We start from the raw sequence: 24,163 nt of genomic DNA, 5'->3' as shown, positions 1-24,163 counted from the left end.
CCAGAACCGTGAAAGTGTGGGGATGAGAAAGGACATGGGGAACTCCTGAAAGATAAAGATGTCTAAGAACTCAAACTCAGTCGAAGATGTCGTGAAATGCGATTGAAAGGGTTCTAACACACCGCTTCACGGCCTCCGTTACCTCTTTCTCGTTTCCAGGCTGACAGCCGAGAACGACTATTCTCATCCTCGGAAGGAGCTCGCTCACGTGCCTGAGCGTGACCTCAAGCTGGGGCCTGAACTCTTCTGGAATGTCTTTGAGGGCATCCTCCAGTTCGGCGACGACGAGCTTTCCAGGCTCCGCTCCAATCTCAAGAGGCACCGCCACTATCAAAAGCTCCGGGGCGAAGCGAACGGTGACCCCCGCCTGGCTCTCGGGAACCTCCCTGCAGTTGAGGGGCAGGAAGTTCGGGTTCCTGACCGCTATCATCAGGGCCTCAGCGAGGTAGGCACCGAAGCCGTAGTCCCCCTTCTTCTCGTTCCCTATCCCTCACAGGACGACTCTCCTCGCCTTCCCGATCACGTCCCTAAGGCTAACGGCTTCCATCTCCGACACCCGCCGAAACAAAAAAGGATTAGAGAACCGAGTAGCCCGAAACGATGCTCTTCTTCAGTTCCTCGTCGCTGAGCTCTCTCTGGTGCTCGGGGATGTTCTTGGCGCGCCTCTCCTTGACGAGTTCGAGAACCATCTCGAGCGGACCGTACTGAATAGCTTCCGCCGGGCACATGAGAGCACAGGCCGGTTCGAGCCCTTCCTCGCGCCTCTCGGCGCACATGTCGCACTTCGTTATCGCCTTCACCTTGAGGCTGTAGAAGGGAACGCCGTAGGGGCACACCTGGAGGCAGGCGAGACAGCCGATGCACTTGTCCTCGTGGATTCTAACTGCACCGTCCTCGTCACGGTATATCGCGTGGGTGGGGCACACCCTCAAGCAGGGCGCGTCGTCGCAGTGCTTGCAGTTTATTGGGACGTACTGCTTGTTCTCGGTGACGTAAATCCTGATGTTCGGGCTCCCGTCGTGTATGAAGGCGCAGACAGTTTCGCAGGTCTCACAGCCGATGCAGGTGAGGTAGTCGAGGTAAAGGTACTTCCTCTCCATCATAGCTCACCCCTGAGCCACCTGTCGATTGAGACCGCCGCGTAGAGGCCGTCCTTTATGGCCCTGCCCACTTTGGTTGGGCCGTTGACGACATCGCCAGCCGCGAAGATTCCCTCAACGCTCGTCATGTGCCTGGAATCGACGACTATCCTTGCCCTCCTGTCCGTCGCGATGTAAGAGCCGTTAACGGGCGGTGTTGGAGCCATGCCTATTGCGAAGACGAGGTAGTCGAGCTCGACCTGGAACTCTGAGCCGGGAATCGGGATTGGCCTCCGCCTTCCGGTTTCATCGGGCTCGCCGAGGCGAGTTCTGAGAAGCTCGATGGCCTTGACGCGCCCGTTCTCGCCTATAACGCGCTTCGGCGTTACGAGCTCGAACCACTTGACCCCCCTGTTCCTGAGGATGTTTATCTCGTAGGCTCCAGCTGGGGCTTCCCTTATCGTCCTGCGGTAGAACATCTCGACCTCTGCACCGAGGCGGTTGCACTCGAAGGCAACGTCAACCGCGGTTAGCCCCGCCCCGATTATGCCGACCCTCTTGCCCTCTAAGTCGGGAACCTTCTCCTTGGGCACGTAGCCGAGCTCGTGGCCCTTTATCCAGAAGAGGAGCTCGAGAGGTGAGAGTATGCCCTCGAGGTCGTCTCCAGGAATCCCAATCCTCCTCACGTTCCATATTCCCGTTGCTATCAGCACGGCGTCGTACTTTTCCTTCAGCTCGCTGAGCTTTACAATTCTCTCGTAGAACTCGTCGCCCTCGTCTTCCCTCTCCCCTTCCATGACCTTCGTCCTCGGGTAGTAGGTTACCTCGAACTCCTCCTCCAGCTCCTTCGCGCCGAGGCGGACCCTCTCAACCGGGATTCTAAACTCGGGGATGACGAAGAGCATCAACCCGCCGGGTTCCGGCATTTTATCGTAGATATCGACGTCATGCCCCTTGCAGACGAGGTAGCCAGCCGCTGTAAGTCCCGCCGGCCCAGCACCGATAATCGCGACCCTTTTACCTGTTCTTTCTGGTTTGCTCCTGCAGAGAAACGAAAACTTCATGCCCCTCATTTGAGCACCCCCCCGAAGAACTTCAGGTACTCGCTCGGGAACTCCTTGACGCGGTCGTGCTTGCACCTGTCGCACATGAACACTATCTCCGGGTGGTCGTAGAAGCGCTCCAGCTTGCGGTAAAGAAACTCAGCGGTCTTGACCGTGTAGTCGAGCTTCTTACCGCAGACCTGACAGTGGGCGTACTCAAACTCCAGGTCGAGCCTTTCTGGCCTTCCTTCAATGGCATTGGTGGGGCATATGCTGTTGCACTCGTAGTTGCACTCTCCACAGAGCTCGGGATGGAACGAGATGACCCTTTTATCATTGTCCATGACGAATATCGCATTGTGGGGACACACCTGGGCACAGAGTCCACAGCCGATACAGGCCTCGGCTTTGAGGGTTCCCCCCTTTCCCGATGCCTCTGGAGTCTCAGTCGAGGAAGCTGGAGCCTCCTTTTTCCTACCCAATACCTCTCTGATGTGCTTGAACATTCTCCCACCTCAAAAGAGGGATAAAAAAGGGAGCTCAAATGCCGAGCTCCTTCCTCTTCTTCATGATGTGCTCGTACATCAGCTTTGCCGCCTTATACGGGTCTGGCTCCACTATGAAGGCCGCTCCAACGATGTCGTAGAGGTCCTGGGTAAGAATCTTCACGACCTTCGGCCCGCCGAGAACGGGCGGAACGACACCGAGGTGCGTTGTTATTCCGCTGGCGACGAAATAGGTTCCTATTGAGACTGCCTTCTCGGTCATTGCCTCCGGGGCGGAGCCGACAACGGGCAAAGCCGAGATTGGCACGTTGAGGTCCCTCGCTATGAGGTCGGCCAATACAAGCATCCTCGTACAGTCAACGCACGAGCCCATGTTGAGCGCTGGTGGAATGCCCCACTCCTTGGCGAACTCCCTCAGGCCGGGACCAACGTTCTCGGTGTCCGCATACTCGGGCAGGAATATGCCGTACTTCATAGCCGCGGTCGCCCAGCAACCTGTTCCGATGAGGAGCACGTCCCTCTTCATAAGCTCGTTCGCTATCTTGATGTGGTTGTGGTCCTGCTTCACCTTTGGGTTGTTACAGCCGACCAATCCGGCTACACCCTTTATCTTGCCCTCGACGATGGCCTCTTCAATGGGCTTGAGTGTACCACCGAAGTGCTCGAGTATTGCCTCGACGCTGAAGCCGACGTAGCCGGACATCTTCTCCTTGGGTATCTCCACCCTCTGCTTCGACCTGTTCGGGAAGTTCTCGACTGCAGTCCTGACGATTTCCTTCGCTATCTCGTCAGCTCTCCTCTCGTCGAACTTGATGTGAATTGCACCTGGGAATGTGGCTATCGGGCTGGTGTCTATTATCTTGGTGTGGAAGCACCTGGCAACGTCGACAGTTGCGGGCATTATACACTGGACGTCAACGACCATGGCCTCAACTGCGCCTGTAACGATTGCCATCTCCTGCTGGAGGAAGTTGCCCGCTATCGGTATTCCGTGCCTCATGAGGACTTCAAGGCCAGTACAGCACATTCCGACGACGTTTATGCCCTTGGCACCGAGCTTCTCGGCGAGCTCGAGCAGCTCGGGGTCCTGGGCCGCCTCGACGATTTTCTCCGAGAGAACCGGCTCGTGACCATGAACGACTATGTTGACGTAGTCCTCCTTGAGGACGCCGAGGTTGGCCTCGGCCTTTATGACCTTTGGAGTTCCAAAGAGCACATCCTGGAGCTCAGTGGCTATGAGCGAGCCACCCCAGGCGTCGCCAAGGGCAGTCTTGAGGCCGTGGAGGAGTATGCTCACTGGGTCGTGGTCGGTTCCTATGTGGGTTCTGTGGAGGCTCTCAACTATCTCCCTGTCTATGCTCCTCGGGAGTATTCCGTTCTCAAACCAGGGCATGCCGGCCTTTTCGGCGGCCTTTTCAAATATCTCGTAGGTCTTCGGGTTGAGGTAGGCTTTGAGGAAGGCCAAGGGCTCCTCATCCTGCTTTCCAAAGTCGTTGAGGGCAACTTCAGCAACCTCCTTGGCGAGCTCGCGGATGCTCTTCCCCTCGGTTTCTATGCCGAGCCTCTTAGCAACGGCCTTGAGCTTCTCCGGGTCCCTGACCTGATAGGGCAGTGTATTTGAGGCCATGTTGTCGAGCTCGAGGACTGGCTTTCCTTCCTTCTTGAACTTTTCAGCCATCTCGGCCGCGACGAGGAGTGTTAGAGCAACGTGCCTTCCGTGGTCGCTGTGTGCGGCGGCTCCGGCGGCTATCATCCTGAGGAGGTTCCTGGCAACTATGGTGTCAGCGTCGGCACCGCAGACGCCCCTCTTCGGCTCCCCGCCGAAGGGATTAATCCTGCACGGTCCCATCATACAGTTCCTACAGCAGATTCCAAGGAGGCCGTAACCGCACTGGGGCTGCTGCTTTTCGAGCCTCTCCCAAACTGTCTCAATGCCCAGCTCTTGGGCACGTTCATACATCTTCTGGGTTGTCGGGTCTATAGATACCTCCTTATACTTCTTCATTTTGACTCACCCTCATTAATCCGAATAACCTCAGCCTGAAAAGACCTAAACAGCTCCCAACCGTTGTATTCCTCCTTGTATTCGCCTTCCTTCAGCTTGATTATCTTCTCGGCGGTCTCCTTCCTTACCTGCGAGACCACCTCGTCAATCGTTCCGAACATCAGTGCGCCCGTCTTACAGGCCTCGACACAGGCGGGCGGTCTTCCTTCGGCCCTCCTGTCTGGGCACATGTCGCACTTGAACATCACGCCGTTGAGGGCGTCGAACTCGGGGATACCGAAGGGACAGACTATTGCACACATCTTGCAACCGATGCACTTGTCCACATCAACGAGAACGGCGCCATCTTCGTCCTTAAAGATGGCTCCCGTCGGACAGACTTCCATACAGGGTGCGTTTTCACAGTGGCGGCAGTTCATGGGGACGTTGTAGGCGCCCATCGGGAGGACGTGTATCCTGGGCTGGGGCAGTGGGTCCTCGAATATCGCCGAGAACAGGTTCTTGCTCTTTGAGTGCTCCACTGCACACGCTATCTCACAGTGCCGACAGCCTATGCACTTCGCTGGGTTTATGAAAATGGTAGGCTTTGAATCTGGGGGCATGGGAATCACCGAGGTTTATGTAACAAATTTGTATATAAATGGGTTTCCGTTTTAAATAAAAACCGAGAAATTGTGAAATAAAATGTTACATTTTTCTTAAATTTTGCCCCAATGGTCTTATCCAACCCACTGACTGAACAGTCAGAGGCCAAATTATCCAAAAGTGTGGAACCTAAGGTTATACACCAATGGATGAGAAAGGTCATATGTTGTTATGTATACATTATAGGATAATTTTGTCCATACAAGTTCACAAAAGTGTATACAGCCTTGGTTTCAAATTCAAACCTAAAAGCATTTATACGAAAGTTTTTCAAAATTTTTTCGGTGTTGCTTATGGGAAGGCCTCTCAAAGGGGAAGAAGACGAAAGACGGAAGAAGCTATTTCAAATAGCCGAGGAGTTACGAGAACGAACCAAAAAGCAGGCCCCCGAAGAGGGGTTCAGGGTCGTAATAACGGGCAAGGGCGGCGTCGGCAAGACCACGATGACAGCACTCCTTGCGAGGTTGCTTGCGCGCGACGGCTACCGCGTTTTAGCTGTTGATGAGGACCCCCAGATGAACCTCGCACATGCCCTCGGCGTCCCTAAGGAAGTTAGGGATAAAATCGTGCCCCTCAACAAGAACCTTGACTACATCGAGGAAAAAACCGGGGCAAGACCCGGAACTAACTGGGGGCTGTACTTCTCGCTGACCCCAGATGTAAGGGACGTCGTTGACAGGTTCGGTGTCGTGGGTCCCGATGGCGTTATGCTCCTCGTCATGGGAAGCGTGGTTCAGGCAGCCGCCGGCTGTCTCTGTCCGGAAAATGCACTCCTCGATGCCGTTGTCAAGTATATAAACCTCAGGAAGGGAGAGATAATCCTCATGGACACTCAGGCGGGCCTTGAGCACTTCGGAAGGGCCCTGGCGAAGGGCTTCAAACAGGCCGTCGTGCTTACCGAGCCGACTTACAATTCGGTCCAGGTGGCGGTTGACGCTGCAAGGCTCGCGAGGGAGCTCGGCATCAAGTACGTCCACCTCGTGATAAACAAGGTGAAGAAGGAGAGCCAGATTGAGAAAGTCGAGAGAATACTAAACGAGCTTGGCTTTAACGACTTCACGACCAAGACGATAATCCCCTACGATGAGCTCGTGGAGGAATACGACCCCGAAGTCGAGGCCATACTTGGAAACCCCGAGTCCCCCACTTACAGAAAGGCCCTAGAGCTGAAGGAGATTCTCCTGAGGTACGCCGAGTGACTTTTCCCCACTTTTCTGTATTACCAAAATCCCGAAAATGTTTAAAAGGATAACACTAATTTTGGAATTGGTGATACAAATGAGGAAGGCCCTCGCGCTCCTCGTAACCCTGCTGGTTCTTTCAACCGCAGGGTGCATTGGCCCATCAACCTCAAGCTCCTCAAAAGCCAGCGCATCTTCTCCAACGAGCTCAAGCGCGGGGTACATCACGATTACAGACACCCTCGGAAGGACAGTAAAGGTTCCTGCAAACGTGAGCCGTGTCGTAGCCGTTGGGCCTGGAGCCTTGAGGATACTCGTCTACCTCAACGCGACCGATAAGGTGGTTGGAATCGAGGAAATAGAGAAGCGCTACCCCTACGGGAGGCCCTACGTCTTAGCTCACCCCGAGCTTCTCAAACTGCCGGTAATCGGCCCGGGTGGTCCGGGAAAGCTCCCCGATATGGAGGCACTCGTTAAGGTTCACCCGCAGGTGATATTCTGGGTCTTTGCGAGCAAGGAAACGGCCGATGAAGTTCAGGAGAAGACGGGAATACCAGTCGTGGTCCTCAGCTACGGCACGCTGGAGAACTTCACGGACGAGACCTTCTTCAAGTCGCTCCTCTTAGCTGGAAAAATCCTCGGGAGGGAGGAGAGGGCCAGGGAGATAATAGAGTTCATCAGGGGACAGCAGGCCTACCTTGAGAACCTCACGAGAGGTTTGAAGAGCCCCAAGGTCTACCTCGGGGGAATAGGCTACAAGGGCGCCCACGGGATAACGAGCACCTCCGTTTACTACACCCCCTTCACAGTCCTGCACCTCGACAACATCGCCTCGAAACTGACGAGCACGAACAGGCACGGTTGGATTCAGGTCGACAAGGAGTTTCTGCTAAAGGAAAATCCAGACTACATATTCATCGACGAAGGTGGCCTCAAGATAATCCTCGACGACTACAGGAGCAACCCCGACTTCTATAACTCTCTCAAGGCCGTCAGGGAGGGCAACCTCTACGGCGTCTTACCATACAACTTCTACAACACCAACATCGGGACAGCGATTGCGGACACCTACTACATCGGAAAGGTTATCTACCCCGAGCGCTTCAGGGACATCGACCCCGCTGAGAAGGCGGATGAAATATTCACATTCCTCGTCGGGAAGCCCGTTTACAAGGAGCTCGCCAAGGAGTTCGGCGGGTTCGGAAAGATAAATCTCGCCAGCGGGAACGTTACCTACGGTCTACCGACGAACCCGTGATGCCCTATGGACTACAAGGCGTACAGGAGAAGGAAACTCATCCTGTGCATTGCCCTCTTCCTTTCCCTGTTAGCTGTTTCTTTATTCTCGCTCTCAAGCGGACCCTACCACGTCCCCCTCAGGGAAGTCCTCGCCGTTCTCCTCGGCGGTGGAAGCAAAGACGACCGCCTCGTGCTCCTCGGGATAAGGCTTCCAAGAATAGTCGCTGGAATCCTCGTAGGGGCTTCAATGGGAGTCGCTGGGGCAGTTTTGCAGGGCTACCTCAGGAACCCGCTGGCAACGCCCTTCACGATGGGCGTCTCGCACGGGGCGATGTTCGGGGCCTCCCTCGCCATAATCCTCGGCGCTGGCTACTCGCTCAACTCGGGACAAATTTTTCTCAACAACCCTTACGCGGTAGTCCTCTTCGCATTCCTCGGGGCGATAAGCGCAACCCTCGTCATTCTCGCTCTCGCGAGGCTCCGCGGTCTGAGCCCTGAGGCGATAGTTTTAGCGGGAGTCGCGATGAGCTCCCTCTACTCAGCTTTAACCACCCTCGTTCAGTACTTCGCCAACGAGCTTCAGCTCTCGGCGATGGTCTACTGGAGCTTCGGAAACCTCGCGAGGGCAACGTGGCGGGAGAACGCTATAATGGCGGTCGCGTTCGCCTTCGTTTTCGCATACTTCCTCATCAAGCGGTGGGATTTGAACGCCTCAACGCTCGGCGACGAGATAGCCAAGAGCGTTGGGGTCAACATCGAGAGGGAAAGACTAATCGGAACCCTGCTCTCAGCCTTCATAACCTCCGTAACGGTGGCCTTCGTGGGGGTAATAGGCTTCGTCGGCCTAATCGCCCCCCACTCGATGCGCCTTATCGCTGGCGGTGATTACCGCTCGCTCATCCCTCTCTCTGCCCTGGCAGGGGCTTTACTCCTCGTTTCAGCCGATACAGTTGCGAGGCTAATCGTTTCACCCATGACACTCCCCGTTGGCGTCATAACTTCCTTCCTCGGCGCGCCTGCGTTCATATACCTCCTCGTGAGGATGGAGGGGCGGAGATGATTGAGGCGAGAAACTTAAGATTCTCCTACGGCGAGCGCGAAGTCCTGAGGGGAATAAGCCTGGAAGTCGGTAAGGGTGAGTTCGTGGCAATCCTCGGACCCAATGGGGCAGGAAAGAGCACCTTTCTTAGATGTCTCGCAGGAATCCTGCGTTGCGAGGGGGTCTTCCTCAAGGATAGGCCCGTTCGGGACTATTCGCCGAGGGAGCTTTCGAGGATTTTAGCTTACGTCCCGCAGAGAGTTGAACCGGGCTTTTTGACGGTCTTCGACACAGTTCTCCTCGGCAGGAGGCCCTACATGGGGCTGACGCCGTCGGAGAAGGATTTAGAGGTCGTCGAAGAAGCCCTGAAGAGGCTCGGCATCGAGAAGTTGGCCCTCAAGAGGACGAACGAGATAAGCGGTGGTGAGCTCCAGAAGGTCAGCATAGCGAGGGCTTTGGCTCAGGAACCCGAAATCCTGCTGATGGACGAGCCTACCAACAACCTCGACCTCAAAAGCCAGCTTGAGGTCATGAGGCTCGCGAGGGAACTGGCGAAGGGGGGGAAGACCGTTATAATGGTCATGCACGACGTGAACCTTGCCCTGCGCTTCGCGAAGAGGTTCGTCTTCATGAAGGGCGGGAGAAAAATAGCGGACGGGAGCCTTGAGGTTCTGAGTGAGAAGCTTTTTGAGGAAGTTTACGGCGTTAGGGTGGAGATAGGGGAGGTAAGAGGAGTTCCCGTGGTGGTTCCCCTCTAAAGCTCCGCCTCTCCGAGGAACTCGAGCATCTCGAGCAACCTCGGGTCCTTGACCTTCTCGATGGCCTTCTTGGCATCTTCCTCCTCAATCTTGCCGTCCTTGAAGAGTGCGAGAGCCTTCACGGCCTCAAAGAAGTCCTTCATGTCCGGGAAGGCGTTGATGAACATTTCGATGTTGAGGTAAACCGTCTCGAAGTCGTCGTCGAGGAAGAGCTGCCAGAGGACGTCCATCAGCGAGCCGAAGGCTATGTCCTCGTAGTCCGTTCCCTTCGCCCTTATGAGGGCGTAGAGGCACTCCTGTAAGGCCGCATCGTAGTTTTCCTCCTCCTCAAAGATTTCCTCGAAGCTGAGGTGGGCCTCGACGAGGAGCTCGTTGTCGTTGAGGACCTTCGGCAGGACGCCCGCTATTATTGCCTTGCCCTTGTATGTGTCCCCTGCCTCGAAGGTTATGTAACCCCTGTGAATCTCAATCCTGAGGAGTTCCCTCTCGTCGCCGAGCTCCCTGTAGAGCTCTTCCGCCTTCTCGATTAGCTCGAGGGCCTTCTCGTACTCCTGGAGCTCCTCGTGAATCATGGCCATGCTGTAGTATATCCTCGCGGCGTGCTCGACGTTGCCCTTGGCGACCTCCTCTTCAAGGAGCGCCCTGAACAGCTCGAGGCTCTTTTCAAGTTCTCCGATGAGGTAGTAGAGGTCAGCCAGGTGGAACTTCAGCTCGAAGTCGTCGCTCTCCTTCGCGAGCTTCTCGAACTCTGAAATCCTGTCCTCGTTGAGTATCTCGTGGTAGTAGTAGAGCACGAGCTTGTAGAGCTCCCAGTCCTTGCACTCCTTCGCAAGTTTTTCGGCCTTCTCGAGGACCTCCTTAAGCTCTTCGTCGCTCAGGTCGTCCACCTTGTAGTAGAGAATCCTCCTGAGCTTTTCGCAGTTCTTTTCTTCGATGGCCTTCATAATCTCCTCCATGCTTTCACCCCGGTTTTCTAACGCGCCGATGTATTTAACCCTTTGGCTATCTTTTTAACCCCTCCGCGAGAGCTATGGACATGCTCCAGGTGATTTTTCTCGGCACTGGCGGGATAATGCCGACGCGCGAGAGGAACGTTCCGGCGGTAGCGCTCCGCTACAAGGGCGAGGTTATACTCTTCGACGTCGGCGAGGGCACGATAAGGCAGATGAACACCGCGAAGCTCAGCCCGATGAAGGTGGAGAAGATTTTCATCACCCACTTCCACGGCGACCACTACCTCGGGCTCGGCGGTTTAATTCAGACCATGAACCTCTGGAATCGTGAAAAGCCCCTCCACATCTATGGCCCAAAGTACACCTTCGAGTTCGTGCAGAACTTCATTAACAGCGGTTTCTTCAGGCCTGTTTTTGATATACACGTCCACGAGCTCGGCGAAACGAGGCTTAAGTTCGGGGACTACGAAATCTGGAGCTTCAAGGTCGAGCACGGGATTCCTGCTCTGGGCTACGTCTTCAAGGAGAAAGATAAGCGGGGAAAGTTCCTGCCCGAGAAGCTTAGGGAATACGGCCTTAAGCCAGGGCCAATGCTCGGAAAGCTTGAGAGGGAAGGCAAAATCGAGTGGAATGGTCAGATAATCCGCCTCGAAGACGTTACCGGACCGAGGAGGCGGGGAGTTAAGATAGTCTACACCGGCGATACCGAGCCGGCCGAGAGGGTGAGGCTCTTCTCCGAGAGGGCCGATTTGCTGATTCACGATGCCACCTACCTTACCGATGATGACAGGGGGGAGAGCTACCACTCCACCGTTGGAGAGGCCTGCGAGACCGCGAGGAGGGCAAAGGTTAAGCTCCTTGCCCCCTTCCACAGGGCCTTTCGCTACACCTACGACGAATATCTAAGCGAGGCATCGGGGATATGCCGGGAATTCGGCGTGAACTTCGTCGTTCCGAGGGACTTTGACGTTTTAACGTATAAATCTGGCGAGTGGCAACTCTGGAACCTTCTGGAGGGAGGAAAATGAACTACCTCCGCTACGTCAAGCTCATAGGCACGATGCACGTCTCGCCGAGGAGCAGGGAAGAGGTCATCAGGACAATCTTAGAGGAGAGGCCACACGCCGTCGCGATAGAGCTCGACAGGGCGCGTTTCTTGGGGATGGAGCGGAACGTCGAGCTGACGCTTGAAGATTCACTCAGAATGGGTAGGGCTGGTTTGATAAACTACGCTTTAGCCAAGGTCGAAGAAAAGCTCGGCGAGACCTTCGGAATGTCGCCCGGTGAAGAAATGCGGGCCGCGATAGAGTCGGCGAGGCTGTTGGGTATCCCGCTGTACCTGATTGACGAGGACATCAACGTAATCCTCTCCAAGATTGCCTCGGCGCCCTTCAGGGAGAAGCTCCTTATGGCGCTCGAGGGCCTGAGCGTTTTCCTGCCCCTTGGAAAGGCCGAGATAGGCGACCCCATGGAGGAGTACAGGAAGATGATGGTCGAGTTCAGGCGTCGCTACCCTTACCTCTACCGCGTCCTCGTCGAGGAAAGAAATGAGGTGATGGCGAGGAACTTGATGGCGATAGTGGATTCACTCCTCGCGCGGGGGATTAAAAGGCCTAAGGTTATAGCCGTCGTCGGCCTCGGGCACAAGCCCGGCATCGAGAGGCTCCTCAACGGACGTTACTTTTATATGGAGAAGTGAGGAAAATTTTCGGGGATTGGCCATGAGGGACAGGCTTGAGAAGATGCTGAACGTGGAAATACTCGACATTGAGGAGACCGACGATAAGATTATCGTCTACGTTCCCGCGGATAAGGTTAGAATCGCTGTCGGGAGTGGTGGCGCGGCCGTCAAGGCGGCTGAACTTGTAATCGGCAAGAAGATTGAAGTCCGCGCCAAGGAATGAACTACCACCTCAGGTGATACCTTGGGGAAAGGTTAAATAAGTTAAAGCGGAGTTTCTTCGGTGGTGCTTATGGAGTACAAGAGACCCTTCGGCGTCAGGATTGATGAGAATGGAGTCATTCCCGGGGCGAAGAAGCTCGTTAGAAGGCTCAGCGACATGAGAGGCTACTTCTACGACGAGAAGGCCTACGAGGAGCTCCTCAAGGAGGACCCCGTTGTCTACGAGGTCTATGCAATTGAGCAGGAGGAAAAGGACGGCGACCTCAACTTCGCGACGACAATCCTCTACCCTGGCAAGGTAGGCAAGGAGTTCTTCTTCACCAAGGGCCACTTCCATGCGAAAGCCGACAGGGCCGAAATCTACTACGCCCTCAAGGGGAAGGGTGGAATGCTCCTCCAGACGCCGGAAGGAGAGGTCGAGTGGGTTCCGATGGAGCCGGGAACGGTCGTCTACGTCCCGCCCTACTGGGCGCACAGGACGGTGAACACAGGAGACGAGCCGTTCATATTCCTCGCAATTTATCCAGCAGATGCGGGCCACGACTATGGCTCGATAAAGGAGAAGGGCTTCGCCAAGCTCGTCGTCGAGGAGAACGGCGAAGTTAAGCTGATAGACAACCCGCGCTGGAAGTGAGCGAAACCCTTATTAGGTTTCCCCTCTTTTTCACTCTCGGTGATACATAATGTGGGACGGGCTTTACGCTTCTGCCTTCGAGAGGGTTAGGGCTAAGGTAGGCAACGTTAAGGGCGTTCTCCTGGCCTACAACACCAACATCGACGCCATCAAATACCTCGAAAAGAGCGACCTCGAGGAGAGGGTTGAAAAGGCTGGAAAGGAAGAAGTCCTCCGCTACTCCGAGGAACTGCCTGAGAGCATAAAAAGCGTTCCTCAATTGCTCGGCTCAATACTCTGGAGCATCAGAAGGGGCAAGGCGGCTGAGCTGTTCGTCGAGAGCTGTCCCGTCCGCTTCTACATGAGGCGCTGGGGCTGGGACGAGCTCAGGATGGGCGGTCAGGTCGGCATAATGGCCAACCTCCTCGGGGGAGTTTACGGGATTCCCGTTGTGGCGCACGTCCCCCAGCTCTCGAAGCTCCAGGCGGGCCTCTTCAAGGACGGCCCGATTTACGTGCCCAAGGTCGAAAACGATGAGCTCAGGCTCGTCCACCCGAGAGACTTCGGCGGCGACGAGGAGAGCTGTCTCCACTACATCTACGAGTTTCCTAGGGGCTTCAGGGTTCTTGACTTCGAGGCCCCGCGCGAAAACCGCTTCATAGGTGCCGCCGACGACTACAACACGACCCTCTTCATCCGCGACGAGTTCAGGGAGCGCTTTGACGAGATTTCCGAAAAGGCCGAGCTTGCGATAATCAGCGGACTCCAGGCCCTGACCAAGGACAACTACCGCGAGCCCTTTGAGATAGTAAGGGAGCACCTGAAGGTTCTCAACGAGAAGAACATTCCCGCCCACCTCGAGTTCGCCTTTACTCCTGACGAGACGGTGAGGAAGGCGATACTCGACCTTCTGCCGGATTTCTGGAGCGTCGGCCTCAACGAGGTCGAGCTGGCTTCGATAATGGAAGTGATGGGCGAGAAGAGGCTTGCCGAAAAGCTCCTCGCGAGCGACCCCGTTGACCCGATAGCCGTCACCGAGGCGATGCTCAAGCTCGCAGAAAAGACCGGCGTTAAGAGGATTCACTTCCACACTTACGGCTACTACCTCGCGCTGACCGATTACAGGGGCGAGTTCGTCAGGGATGCTCTCCTCTTCGCGGCTTTAGCGGCTGCAGCGAAGGCCAAGCTCGGCGACGTTCCCTCTATAGACGAGATAGTCAGGGCCATGGACGTGCCAGTGAACGAGAGGGCAAAACCCGTCGAGGAAGCCCTTGCCAAAGAGTACGGGATGAAGGAAGGAATAGCTGAGGTCAACGGTTACCAGCTCTCCTTCGTTCCGACAAAGATAGTGGCCAGGCCGAAGTCAACCGTTGGAATCGGCGACACAATATCGAGCTCGGCCTTCGTCGGGGAGTTTGTCCTGAAAAGGATATAAACTCCCCATTCTAATTCTTCTTCGGTGGTGATGGTGAAGACTGTAATCCTGGCTGGAGGAAAGGGGACCAGGCTCTGGCCATTGAGCAGGGAACTGATGCCAAAGCAGTTCGTTCGTTTTCTTGATGATAGAAGTCTTTTCCAGAGAACTGTTGAGCGGGCTTTAATGTTCTCGAAGCCTAATGAAATCTTTGTAGTCACAAACAGGAACTACAGATTTCGGGTTTTAGACGATCTGAGAGAGCTTAGCATTGAGATACCTGAGGAGAACATACTCCTCGAGCCGAGTGCAAAAAACACACTTCCCGCTATACTCTGGGCAACGCTGAAAATAGAAGGGGAATTTGGTAACTCCGTTGTTGCGGTCCTTCCTAGTGATCACCTAATAGAGGTTAATAAGGCATACGAGAGAGCCTTTGAGGATGCCGAAAAACTTGCCAAAACTTGCCTCGTTACCTTTGGAATTAAGCCAACAAAGCCCCACACAGGCTATGGTTACATAAAACCGGGTGAGAAAATTGAGGAAAACGGAAGAATAATCGGCTATACCGTCGCTGAATTTAAAGAAAAACCAGACCTTGAAACGGCTAAACGATACGTTGAAAGTGGTTATTACTGGAATAGCGGAATGTTTGCTTTTTCAAGTTCTCTCTTTATTGAGGAAGTTCGGAGGCATGTTCCTGGTGTCTGGAAAGCTTTTGAAGAGAGCGAAGACATGGAGGAAGCCTATAATCGTGTTCCCGAGGTAAGTATAGACTATGGCGTTATGGAAAAAACGAACAAAGCGGTTGTTGTTCCTCTCAACACGAAGTGGAGCGATCTCGGAAGCTTTGATGCAATATATGAGGTTCTTGAGCAAGATTCCGATGGAAATGCCATCAGAATCCGTGGAAAAAGAGGTTATCACGTAGGCGTTAACTCCAGAAACAATCTCATAATGACGGAGCGTTTAACTGCAACCGTTGGCGTTGAGGATCTCATAATCATAGACACAGGTGACGCGCTTCTTGTGGCAAAAAAAGGTGAAAGTCAAAAGGTTAAAGAAGTCTATAGAGCTCTAAAGGAACTTGGAGATGAACGTGTAATCGTTCACAGGACTGCCTACAGACCGTGGGGGAGCTATACAGTACTGGAGGAGGGAGAGAGATACAAGATAAAGCGTCTCACAGTTTTACCCGGCAAGAAACTTTCTCTTCAGATGCACTATCATAGAAGCGAGCACTGGGTTGTTGTAAGGGGAACGGCAAAGGTCATCGTTGGCGATAAGGAACTACTCCTCAGACCGGGGGAGAGTACCTTTATTCCAGCGGGAGTTAAACACCGCCTTGAGAATCCTGGAAAAGTTGTTTTAGAAGTTATAGAAACCCAGATTGGTGAATACCTGGGAGAAGATGACATAGTTAGGTTTGAAGACGATTTTGGAAGATCGTCTGAGGAAGGGGGAGGCTAAAGGTGGATCCCTGGTTTGTCTTTTCGGCTTTTTCAGCACTTTTTCTTGCCCTTGGAAACATTATTATCCGTCTTCAATTCGTGAGGGGAAGGGATTTCTGGGATGTCATGGCCGGGATGATGTTTTGGGGACTCCTAGTTATGGTTCCCCCTGCACTATGGGAACTGCTCGTGAGTGATATCACTCCAACCCCTCGTCAAGTGTTTTTGTACTCGATCTCAGGATTCCTCCAGTTCTTTCTGGCCCGTGTACTCTACTTCCGGGCGGTTGAACTTGGAGGAGCTTCACTTGCTTCTACTGCATCATCGGCTTCAGAACCAATATTGACAGCTTTTTTGGCGGGTTTAATCATTCGAGAAAAACTGACAGCACCGATTATTGCAGGTGCTTTAATAGCGGCCGTTTCTATGATTCTATTGCACGGTGAAGGAAAATATTCCCTTCATTCCGGAAAAGCATTGATCCTCGGAATGCTGGCTGGCGCCATTGCCGCTTTGACGGCAATTATTCTAAGATACGTGTCACTTACCAGCGTCAGGGCTTTTCCCCTTCTCGGGGTGTTTATAGGTCAGGCAGTTGCCGTTGTGTCGCTTCATCTGTATCGAATGAGCAAGGGTTTTGATATTGCCCTACCAAAGTTTCCTTCTTCCCTCCTGGATCCAGTACTCTGGGGAGGTTCATTCCTTTCTATGGCCCACATTATGAGGTTTATCGCCCTCGACTTTGGAGGGGCAACTCAAGTTACCGTAGTCATTTTATCGTATCCCGTTTTAATACTGCTCATAGGTTTTATAGTCAGATCATCACAAGAAACTATAACAATCCGGAAGTCAATAGCCGTATTTGGGGTTGTGATTGCAAATATGCTGGTGGTTATGGGGGGATGAGGAATGGAGATTGAATTCGAGAAAAGCTTTGAGCTCTTTACCTTGATAGACGATACCTTTAGAAACGTTCTTATTGGAGTATTAGGAATTATCATGGCGGTTTTTGCACTTGAGCCCTCCCCCGTTAAGCTAACTCTTGAGATGCTAGGTGAGATGTCATCTTCTCTGTCTCTCTTTGCCGTTTTATCCTCTGTTGTTCCTGTACTTCTCATGTCTTCTAGACTTTACGGCGTTTTCTATTCCCTCCTGCTGGGGAGAAGAAGCTTTAATAGGATTGTTTCTTCAATCATGAATTTCGAAGACCTTCTGAAGCTTGTCCTTATTTTGAGTGTGATTCTATTGGGAAGCTCCTTTGTTGTGGGTTATTCTGATTATCCAAGGGATTACCTCTTATTCTTTCTTTTAGTCTTCGAGCTGTATCTGTTCTTAATGTTCCTGTACCTAATGTACGAGCTTTTTGTGGAGGTTTCACATACACATTTAGTTCTTCCCCGTGAATTGCCGGAGGAGATCGAACACGTAGTTAACCTTTCTCAAAGTTTTAGACGGATAAGGAGAATAAGCAACGGGGTATTTCTAATATCCGCACTTCTTATACTGGTTATTTTCTTAATTGACGTTTTGTATTCCAGTCCGGCCTTGGGAAATGTGAATTCATCATGGCTGTATTCTGCCCTCATACTTGGTGCCGCTGGAGTTCTAGGAAGTTCTATAAGCTTCTTAGTGAAATCCTATGAGCTGGGAATTGAGAGATTTGGACAGTATCCTTTGGAGGAATACGACATTGTTATATTTCTTACAGGTTTTGAATATGGGGATATACCCAGAAGTTTTGCCATTGTTGACTCTATTGAACGGGTTGTCTCTGGTTATAAACCCAGAGCAGTTCCGAAGAACGCCTATTTTAGGAGCCTCTCGACTGATAGAGTTGCGGCGATGATAGCCAGCCTTGGACTAACCGGAAACGTTCCCTATCCGGACAGCAATATATACAACTTCAAAGGACACTCCAGTAGATGTGTCTCGATAATTGAGAGCTATGATTCTCTCGGCGGTATTATGAACCTCGTACCTCCGATTTTACTGCCGGAAAAGTCCTCCAGTGCTTCAATCACAACGAAGACTGGAAGTTCCTATGGCGCTCTTGGAACGTTTCCCTATGCTCTCAAACTTGGAATTGAAGTCAGGGGAGGAAATGTGAATGTTAAAGATGTTTTTAAGAAGGTCTTTGGTTCGGGAATGGTTGGGTATTCCCCTGCAATTCTGGCATCTATACTGGACGAAATCCGAAAAAAGCTGGGAAAAGAAAAGCTTTTGGTTGATGTAACGTTTGATGTAAATGATGATTCAGTAATGCAGGAGTTTAGTTGCAGGGAGAGCCCATTCAGAACCGTTAAAGAGTTTCTTATGGACCTCCAGGAGTCCGGACTGAAAGAGGCTTTGTTTTATACTGTATGTCATCCAGATTTTTGCGAGAAATCTGAGAGCAACCCGGACGTCGTTCTTCATATAAGGGGCTACAATGAAGTGCTTCCCAAAGGATCAGTGGAATATCCTTTGCCCCTTCTTGTTCCACTAATCTCAATCAGGGCCTTTGAAAAAGTTCTCGATGTCTACTTTAAGGTTAAAGACAGTTCGAAAAATAGAAAACGGAGGAACTTTAAGATTGCCGTTGTTGCCCTTGGGTCTATTCAGTCAAACCCAATAATCCACTACGCGATAGCCCACAACAGGTGGTCGGGAAAAGCCAGGGGGCTCTATGATCTTTCAAATCCTTTCGATGCCCTTGATTTTTCCTCGGGAGGTCACAAACAGGGTTTAACACTGAAAAGTGTTGGACCCCTCCAGTTTTCAACAAACGGCTACGATACAGCCACTGGAAGAATCGTTTTGGGATTTGCATGTGGCAGGGAAACTGAAAATAACTGCTTCCTTGTTGGAATGGTACCTTTTTCCTTTATGTATTTCCCGTACAGTCCCTTACACAGACTCGTCATGAAAATAAAGGATGTACTCAGAAAAAGGGGCCTGCCAGTGGAAGACGTTACACTTGATTTCTGGACCCTTAGTGGTGCGGGCCATCCTGGAGCTATCTCGACCATCATAGGGGCACTTGTGCTTCCCAAACTTCTCTCAACTGTCGAGGGTGGATCCATGAGTACAGAATTACTAGACGATGATCCAACATTTTACATAGTTTCGTTTCCGATTGAACGGACACTAGAACTCCTTGAGAGCAAATCGGATTTATCCTGTCCAAACCTCGGCGCTATTAACGTCTGCTATTCAATGTTTAAAGGTCTGGTGGAATCTATGGAACGGAACGAAATAAAATCCCTTAAAGTAGTGGGCATGAGAATAGACTAGAGGTGGTTGTAATGGGAAAGCTGTTCGGAACCTTCGGCGTCCGCGGGATAGCCAACGAGAAGATAACGCCCGAGTTCGCGCTCAAGATGGGAATGGCCTTTGGAACGATGCTCAAGCGCGAGGGAAGGGAAAAACCAGTGGTTGTCGTCGGCAGGGACACGAGGGTGAGCGGTGAGATGCTGAAGAACGCCCTCATCAGCGGACTCCTCAGCGTCGGCTGTGACGTCATCGACGTTGGAATCGCGCCGACCCCTGCAATACAGTGGGCCACCAACCACTTCAAAGCCGACGGCGGGGCGGTTATAACTGCTTCCCACAACCCGCCCGAGTACAACGGCATAAAGCTCCTCGAACCGAACGGAATGGGCCTCAAGAAGGAGCGCGAAGCGGTCGTTGAGGAGGTCTTCTTTAAGGAGAACTTCGATAGGGCGAAGTGGGACGAAATCGGTGAGGTTCGCGAAGAGGACATCATCAAGCCCTACATCGAGGCGATAAAGAGCAGGGTGGATATTAAAGCCATTAAGAAGAGAAAACCGTTCGTCGTCGTTGACACATCAAACGGCGCTGGTAGTCTGACTCTGCCCTACTTGCTCAGGGAGCTCGGCTGTAAAGTCGTCAGCGTCAACGCCCATCCGGACGGCCACTTCCCGGCCAGAAACCCAGAGCCGAACGAGGAAAACCTCAAGGACTTCATGAAGATTGTTAAGGCCCTCGGTGCCGACTTCGGCGTTGCCCAGGACGGCGACGCTGACAGGGCAGTTTTCATAGACGAGAACGGACGCTTCATTCAGGGCGACAAGACCTTTGCCCTCGTTGCCGACGCGGTTCTCAGGGAAAACGGCGGTGGACTGCTCGTGACCACGATAGCGACCTCGAACCTGCTCGATGACATTGCGAAGAGGAACAACGCGAAGGTTATGCGCACGAAGGTTGGAGATTTAATCGTTGCCCGCGCGCTCCTCGAGCACAACGGAACCATCGGTGGCGAGGAGAACGGTGGCGTCATCTTCCCGGACTTCGTCCTCGGAAGGGACGGAGCAATGACCGTGGCAAAGATAGTCGAGATTTTCGCGAAGAGCGGAAAGAAGTTCAGCGAGCTGATAGACGAGCTCCCGAAGTACTACCAGTTCAAGACGAAGAGGCACGTCGAGGGCGACAGGAAGGCGATAGTTGCCAAGGTTGCCGAGCTCGCCAAGGCTAAGGGCTACGAGATAGACACCACCGACGGGACGAAGATACTCTTCCCAGACGGCTGGGTTCTCGTGAGGGCGAGCGGAACCGAGCCGATAATAAGGGTCTTCAGCGAGGCCAAGAGCGAGGAGAAGGCTAAAGAGTACCTCGAGCTCGGGTTGAAGTTGCTGGAGGGGGTTCTTAGAAGCTGATTTCTCTTTTGCATTATTAATTTTCTTTCAATGTCAACAAATCGACATGGCCGAATGGAAAATTTTAAATACTTTCAGTTCTTAGTGTGTTATGCCCTTCCAGATAGCATCTGGGGGGGGACAATGAAGTACGGGAGGTTGTTGTTAGCTCTGCTGGGGCTGTTTGCAACAACAGGACTCTTAAGTGGCCTCGTGAATGCGGCGACTGTGTCCCCGACTCCTCAACCGATGGGCGTTCACTGGAAGCAAATCTCCGCATGCGAGTGGTACGGGGAGGACATTGAGACCAAGTCGCTTTCGCTTCTTGGCGGGGGAGGGGCCTTCGCTTCAGCGTATTTTCACACATGTTATCCTACGTACTGGCACGACGCTCAGAACAGAGGCTGGGTCTTTGGACAGGCCGATCTAATTATGGTTATTCCAAGGAATGACCTGTATACCGTCCAAACGGAGACGTACTTCAGCGTATTTGGGGCTGTGATGAGAGTGACTGCCTCAGTGGGCTTTCCTCAAGGTAGCGTCTGAAATGGAGGTAGAGACATGAAAACAAAGGCTGCTTTGCTCTTGTTCCTTTTGCTTTTTTCCTCTGTTGAATTCATTTCAGGAACGCCCTACTGGCTCAAACCGGGTTCTCAACTGGTGTACTTTGCCAACGGTACAACATCCAATGCCCATGGTGGAATAGCTTACTACCAGAATGGTAATTGCACTGTTAATCTCGGTTTCCAGAGTGTACGCGTCGTGTTTAAGGTGGTTGATGTTTCCAACGACTGGGCGACAATCAATGTGACGGTCACACTTTATGGGGATAAGTCCCTCAGGTGGCCCTACTCGGATGTTGATGCGTATTACCCAGCGAACTGCACCCCAGGGCTTCCAAAACCAATCAACACGACTATCTACTCCCCACGGGAAAACATCTCACTTGTATGGGCTGATTACGGAACGAAACTTATCTTGCACGGTGTTTATAAGGTACACCTGGCCAGTGGAGTCGTCTATTCAATGAGTGGGCGTCCTTACGGACATACGCTCCTCTTTGGGCTCTATCCGATTTCCAAAACAAGCTATGTAGTTCTGGATGGGAAACGCTTAACATTTGATAAGGTTAAAATTTTGAATTCTACGACTTATGCAGCCTATTACCGCAACTTTACTGGGCCCAACATTTTTTTAAGAAGCGAACCCGCGAATTTTACCGACCCTGGGGGAAGTGTTGCTTTCATAAGGGCTGTGGTCGTGTTCAATCCAGGGGATGATTTAACCGTTGGATTCATGGGTGTGGCTCCTGACCTTGGGGCATCAGTCGGGATTAATGTGATTGCAATCGGAGATAATACACTTAAAAGTCTGGATTTCCAGGTTTCTGGGGAAGAAGTTAACCGTGCTATTCCCCCTGGGGTTCTCCTTTACGACGTCAGCGTTCCAAAAACTCAAGACGTTTTAGGTAAAAATTCCCACCAGCCACAGGTGGTACCTCCGAGGGTCTCTAATCTTTGGATCACCGGAGCTGTGGTGAGCTTACTGCTCCTCGCGGGGGTATTCCTGGTGAAGAAGAGGTGAGGGATATGGGAAGATGGGAAACTCTCCTGTCTTGGGAGATGGGGGACCCGTTAAGGCTTGCCATATTTCTCTTCGGTGTTCCTTCGCTTACATACCTTCTCGGCGTTGATTATCTAAAACCCCAGTGGGAGATTGCTTCCATTTCTTTATCCCAGCCTCCCCTCTACTCCCACGGCTCTCCCCTTAACAGTATAACAGCCGCCCACCTCTTTGAGTACCTCTCGCTTTCAGCGGGCTTCTGGATTCTGCTGGCACTCCTCATCTCGGTTTTCTCGATTCTGGCATTCCGCTACGACAGGGAACAGGGCTACGCCTTCTCCGTTTACTCCTTGCCCTTCACGAAGGGTGAGCTGTTCGCGGCAAAGACCCTTTCCGTGCTTTTGATATCCCTTCTTCTCCTGTACATTCCGCTTCTGATTGTGGGCATAGTGCCGAACGCTGATATAACCGGCGTTATAAGGGAGATAACCTTCACGGACCGGTACTTCCACCTGCTGATATTTGCCACATACTTCGTGCTCTTTTCCCTCTCAATATCGGTGCTATTTTCCGTCCTGCTGAAGAACATGTTCCTAGCGTTTATAGCGTCCTTTTTCCTCCTCGTCCTCCCGTTCTTTGCCGGCCTTCACTGGCCGCCGTTTTTCTTCCTCTCAATGCTTGCGAGGTCGCTCTCCGGGGCTTCACCGTTCGAAACTAATTGGGTTCTCTGGGGTCTTGTAATCCCAGCAGCCCTCCTGCTTGTGTCTGGCCTTATCTTCGTTAGGAGGGATGTCCTGTGAAAGGGAGGCTCCCGTTCGTACTCGCGCTCTCATTCCTGCTCTCCCTGCTGGCCGTCTGGGGAGCTTATATAACAGCGGAGAAAAGCCGGGGCTTCGTTGGGCCCGCCGTTATGGCCAGCTCAGGCGAAACCCTCAGCTACGTTTCCATCCATTCCCCCGGGTGGATGGTTCTGAACTCAAGCTTCAACGGCGCAGGAGAACTCGTTGTCCTTGATGAGTTCTCCGGCGAGAGGGTTTTCTCCTACAACGTCAGCGAGCACCTGAACTATCCCTTGGTTCTGCCCAGAGAGGGGAGCTATAGGATCTACGCCATAAACGGCTCCCTGACGTTTTCTGGACATTATACCGGCGTTTATCCAACGCCTAGAGTTCAAAAGGTTCTCTATGGATCTATAACAGTTTTGGCGCTTCTGCTGGTCCTCTGGAGGTGGAGGGCATGATAACGGCCAAAAACCTTACCAAGAGGTTCGGCAAAATAGTGGCCCTTGACAACGTCACCTTAGAAATCCCGGAGGGCGTAAACCTGATCCTCGGCCCCAACGGCGGCGGAAAGAGCACTTTTTTCAAGCTTTCTGCTGGGGTTTACAGACCGACCTCCGGCCGGATCAGGCTCTTTGGAAAGGATCCCTGGAAGGATACTAGGGTCAAGGTGAGAATAGGTGTTGCCTACGACCCAGTTTCGTTTCCCCCACTAATTTCTGGTAGAGAGTGGCTCGAGTTCATAGCGAGGTCAAAGGGTTATGGCGAGGAGGAAGTAGAGAGGGTCGGAAAGCTCTTTGGCCTAGACTTCCTCGATGAACAAACGAGGAACTACTCCTCCGGAATGCTGAAGAAGCTCGCGGTGGCACAGGCATTTATCGGAAGCCCTGAACTCATCATGATTGATGAACCCCTAGCTAACCTTGACTTTGAGAGCATGCAGAACTTTGTAAAGCTCCTGAAACGGGAAAAGGACGAGAAGAGTTTTTTAATAATAAGTCACATCTGGGAGCCTCTGATGCCACTCGTTGACAGGGTGTATGTGATAGCCAGCGGGAGGCTGATCCTGAGCGGTGAAAAGAACGACGTGCGCGATGAGGTGGAGAGGCTCTTTAAGTTAAGGCTGGACGTCTAGTCACTTTCTTTTTAACCTCAGCTATATCCTCAAAGCCACTGAGAATCATTCAAAATTAAAGGGTTAAAAGAGCGCCCTTTCCAAAGGGAGAATCAAAGATAACCTCTGTCCTCTTCCTCCGGAGCTGGGGGCATTGTCTGCTCGAGCATCGCCCTCTGCATCTCCTGAACCTTCTGCAGTATCTCTTCGGTTTCTTTGGCGCGCTCCTCGAGGGCGGTCATGT

General features: G+C 52.6%; 25 protein-coding genes and 1 pseudogene. 18 read left to right on the top strand and 8 right to left on the bottom strand.

Features of this window, described 5'->3' with window-relative positions:
• Positions 1–76: 76 nt before the first annotated feature.
• From MVO87_RS09545 to MVO87_RS09520, 6 genes are all read right to left on the bottom strand, one after another.
• On the bottom strand, positions 77–430 hold the full coding sequence (locus MVO87_RS09545; protein ID WP_297513477.1) for a hydrogenase maturation protease: 354 nt from the start codon (positions 428–430) through the stop codon (positions 77–79).
• Between the two features lie 145 nt (positions 431–575).
• Positions 576–1,100, bottom strand: coding sequence for a 4Fe-4S dicluster domain-containing protein (locus MVO87_RS09540; RefSeq protein WP_015858446.1), 525 nt, complete (start codon positions 1,098–1,100; stop codon positions 576–578).
• The gene (locus tag MVO87_RS09535; protein WP_297513480.1) at positions 1,100–2,152 is read right to left on the bottom strand and encodes an FAD-dependent oxidoreductase; all 1,053 of its coding nucleotides are present in this window, start codon (positions 2,150–2,152) and stop codon (positions 1,100–1,102) included. Before MVO87_RS09535 ends, MVO87_RS09540 begins: the two co-directional genes overlap by 1 nt.
• Complete coding sequence (locus MVO87_RS09530; RefSeq protein WP_297552979.1) at positions 2,149–2,628, bottom strand: 4Fe-4S dicluster domain-containing protein; 480 nt, start codon at positions 2,626–2,628, stop codon at positions 2,149–2,151. The genes MVO87_RS09535 and MVO87_RS09530 overlap by 4 nt, the downstream gene beginning before the upstream one ends.
• Positions 2,629–2,662: 34 nt before the next feature.
• Positions 2,663–4,633 (bottom strand): anaerobic carbon-monoxide dehydrogenase catalytic subunit, encoded by a 1,971-nt coding sequence (gene cooS, locus MVO87_RS09525; RefSeq protein ID WP_297512707.1) that lies wholly within the window; start codon positions 4,631–4,633, stop codon positions 2,663–2,665.
• Entirely contained in the window at positions 4,630–5,244 is a 615-nt protein-coding gene (locus tag MVO87_RS09520) for a 4Fe-4S dicluster domain-containing protein (RefSeq protein ID WP_297552978.1), read from the bottom strand. The genes cooS and MVO87_RS09520 overlap by 4 nt, the downstream gene beginning before the upstream one ends.
• Positions 5,245–5,571: 327 nt before the next feature.
• Between MVO87_RS09520 and MVO87_RS09515 the strand changes: the two genes are divergently transcribed.
• The 4 genes from MVO87_RS09515 to MVO87_RS09500 all read left to right on the top strand — a co-directional run bounded on the left by MVO87_RS09515 (position 5,572) and on the right by MVO87_RS09500 (position 9,495).
• Positions 5,572–6,477, top strand: coding sequence for an ATP-binding protein (locus MVO87_RS09515; RefSeq protein ID WP_297552997.1), 906 nt, complete (start codon positions 5,572–5,574; stop codon positions 6,475–6,477).
• Positions 6,478–6,556: 79 nt separating this feature from the next.
• Entirely contained in the window at positions 6,557–7,717 is a 1,161-nt protein-coding gene (locus MVO87_RS09510; protein WP_297516454.1) for an iron ABC transporter substrate-binding protein, read from the top strand.
• A gap of 6 nt (positions 7,718–7,723) precedes the next feature.
• Positions 7,724–8,758 carry a FecCD family ABC transporter permease gene (locus MVO87_RS09505; protein ID WP_297552976.1) on the top strand — a complete coding sequence of 345 codons (1,035 nt, stop codon included), beginning with the start codon at positions 7,724–7,726 and terminating at the stop codon, positions 8,756–8,758.
• Positions 8,755–9,495, top strand: a complete 741-nt coding sequence (locus MVO87_RS09500; protein ID WP_297516450.1) for an ABC transporter ATP-binding protein — start codon at positions 8,755–8,757, stop codon at positions 9,493–9,495. Before MVO87_RS09505 ends, MVO87_RS09500 begins: the two co-directional genes overlap by 4 nt.
• Here the strand turns inward: MVO87_RS09500 and MVO87_RS09495 are convergent.
• Complete coding sequence (locus MVO87_RS09495; protein WP_297516452.1) at positions 9,492–10,451, bottom strand: tetratricopeptide repeat protein; 960 nt, start codon at positions 10,449–10,451, stop codon at positions 9,492–9,494. The two genes, MVO87_RS09500 and MVO87_RS09495, sit on opposite strands and share 4 nt — an antisense overlap.
• Positions 10,452–10,531: 80 nt before the next feature.
• On the opposite strand from MVO87_RS09495, the gene MVO87_RS09490 reads away from it, so the two are divergent.
• From MVO87_RS09490 to MVO87_RS09425, 14 genes are all read left to right on the top strand, one after another.
• Entirely contained in the window at positions 10,532–11,476 is a 945-nt protein-coding gene (locus tag MVO87_RS09490) for a ribonuclease Z (protein ID WP_297552995.1), read from the top strand.
• Positions 11,473–12,147, top strand: coding sequence for a TraB domain-containing protein (locus MVO87_RS09485; protein WP_297512228.1), 675 nt, complete (start codon positions 11,473–11,475; stop codon positions 12,145–12,147). The genes MVO87_RS09490 and MVO87_RS09485 overlap by 4 nt, the downstream gene beginning before the upstream one ends.
• Before the next feature lie 22 nt (positions 12,148–12,169).
• Positions 12,170–12,352, top strand: a complete 183-nt coding sequence (locus tag MVO87_RS09480) for a KH domain-containing protein (protein ID WP_042688913.1) — start codon at positions 12,170–12,172, stop codon at positions 12,350–12,352.
• Between the two features lie 69 nt (positions 12,353–12,421).
• The gene (gene pgiA, locus MVO87_RS09475; protein WP_167728977.1) at positions 12,422–12,985 is read left to right on the top strand and encodes a glucose-6-phosphate isomerase; all 564 of its coding nucleotides are present in this window, start codon (positions 12,422–12,424) and stop codon (positions 12,983–12,985) included.
• Positions 12,986–13,034: 49 nt separating this feature from the next.
• The gene (locus MVO87_RS09470) at positions 13,035–14,399 is read left to right on the top strand and encodes an ADP-specific glucokinase (RefSeq protein ID WP_297552974.1); all 1,365 of its coding nucleotides are present in this window, start codon (positions 13,035–13,037) and stop codon (positions 14,397–14,399) included.
• Between the two features lie 33 nt (positions 14,400–14,432).
• On the top strand, positions 14,433–15,848 hold the full coding sequence (locus MVO87_RS09465; protein ID WP_297512871.1) for a mannose-1-phosphate guanylyltransferase/mannose-6-phosphate isomerase: 1,416 nt from the start codon (positions 14,433–14,435) through the stop codon (positions 15,846–15,848).
• A gap of 2 nt (positions 15,849–15,850) precedes the next feature.
• On the top strand, positions 15,851–16,735 hold the full coding sequence (locus MVO87_RS09460; protein WP_297512843.1) for an EamA family transporter: 885 nt from the start codon (positions 15,851–15,853) through the stop codon (positions 16,733–16,735).
• 3 nt (positions 16,736–16,738) lie between these two features.
• Positions 16,739–19,102, top strand: coding sequence for a hypothetical protein (locus tag MVO87_RS09455; RefSeq protein WP_297512845.1), 2,364 nt, complete (start codon positions 16,739–16,741; stop codon positions 19,100–19,102).
• Between the two features lie 11 nt (positions 19,103–19,113).
• Positions 19,114–20,484: a phosphoglucosamine mutase gene (gene glmM / locus MVO87_RS09450; protein ID WP_297552972.1), complete on the top strand. Its 1,371-nt coding sequence runs from the start codon at positions 19,114–19,116 to the stop codon at positions 20,482–20,484.
• 123 nt (positions 20,485–20,607) lie between these two features.
• On the top strand, positions 20,608–21,009 hold the full coding sequence (locus tag MVO87_RS09445) for a hypothetical protein (RefSeq protein WP_297512847.1): 402 nt from the start codon (positions 20,608–20,610) through the stop codon (positions 21,007–21,009).
• A 15-nt stretch (positions 21,010–21,024) separates the two neighbouring features.
• On the top strand, positions 21,025–22,047 hold the full coding sequence (locus MVO87_RS09440) for a hypothetical protein (protein ID WP_297512849.1): 1,023 nt from the start codon (positions 21,025–21,027) through the stop codon (positions 22,045–22,047).
• Positions 22,048–22,052: 5 nt separating this feature from the next.
• A complete protein-coding gene (locus MVO87_RS09435) occupies positions 22,053–22,826 on the top strand; it encodes a hypothetical protein (protein ID WP_297512851.1) in 774 nt (257 codons plus the stop codon).
• On the top strand, positions 22,823–23,266 hold the full coding sequence (locus tag MVO87_RS09430) for a hypothetical protein (protein ID WP_297512853.1): 444 nt from the start codon (positions 22,823–22,825) through the stop codon (positions 23,264–23,266). Before MVO87_RS09435 ends, MVO87_RS09430 begins: the two co-directional genes overlap by 4 nt.
• Positions 23,263–23,940, top strand: a complete 678-nt coding sequence (locus tag MVO87_RS09425) for an ABC transporter ATP-binding protein (protein ID WP_297512855.1) — start codon at positions 23,263–23,265, stop codon at positions 23,938–23,940. The genes MVO87_RS09430 and MVO87_RS09425 overlap by 4 nt, the downstream gene beginning before the upstream one ends.
• 92 nt (positions 23,941–24,032) lie before the next feature.
• Here MVO87_RS09425 and MVO87_RS09420 read toward each other — a convergent pair.
• Positions 24,033–24,163, bottom strand: a pseudogene (locus MVO87_RS09420) (proteasome assembly chaperone family protein); the annotation flags it as partial.

The organism is Thermococcus sp., from assembly GCF_027063845.1.
Classification (GTDB): domain Archaea; phylum Methanobacteriota_B; class Thermococci; order Thermococcales; family Thermococcaceae; genus Thermococcus.
The sequence above is the reverse complement of the archived record's forward strand: the minus strand, read 5'-3'. Positions and strand labels throughout refer to the sequence as shown.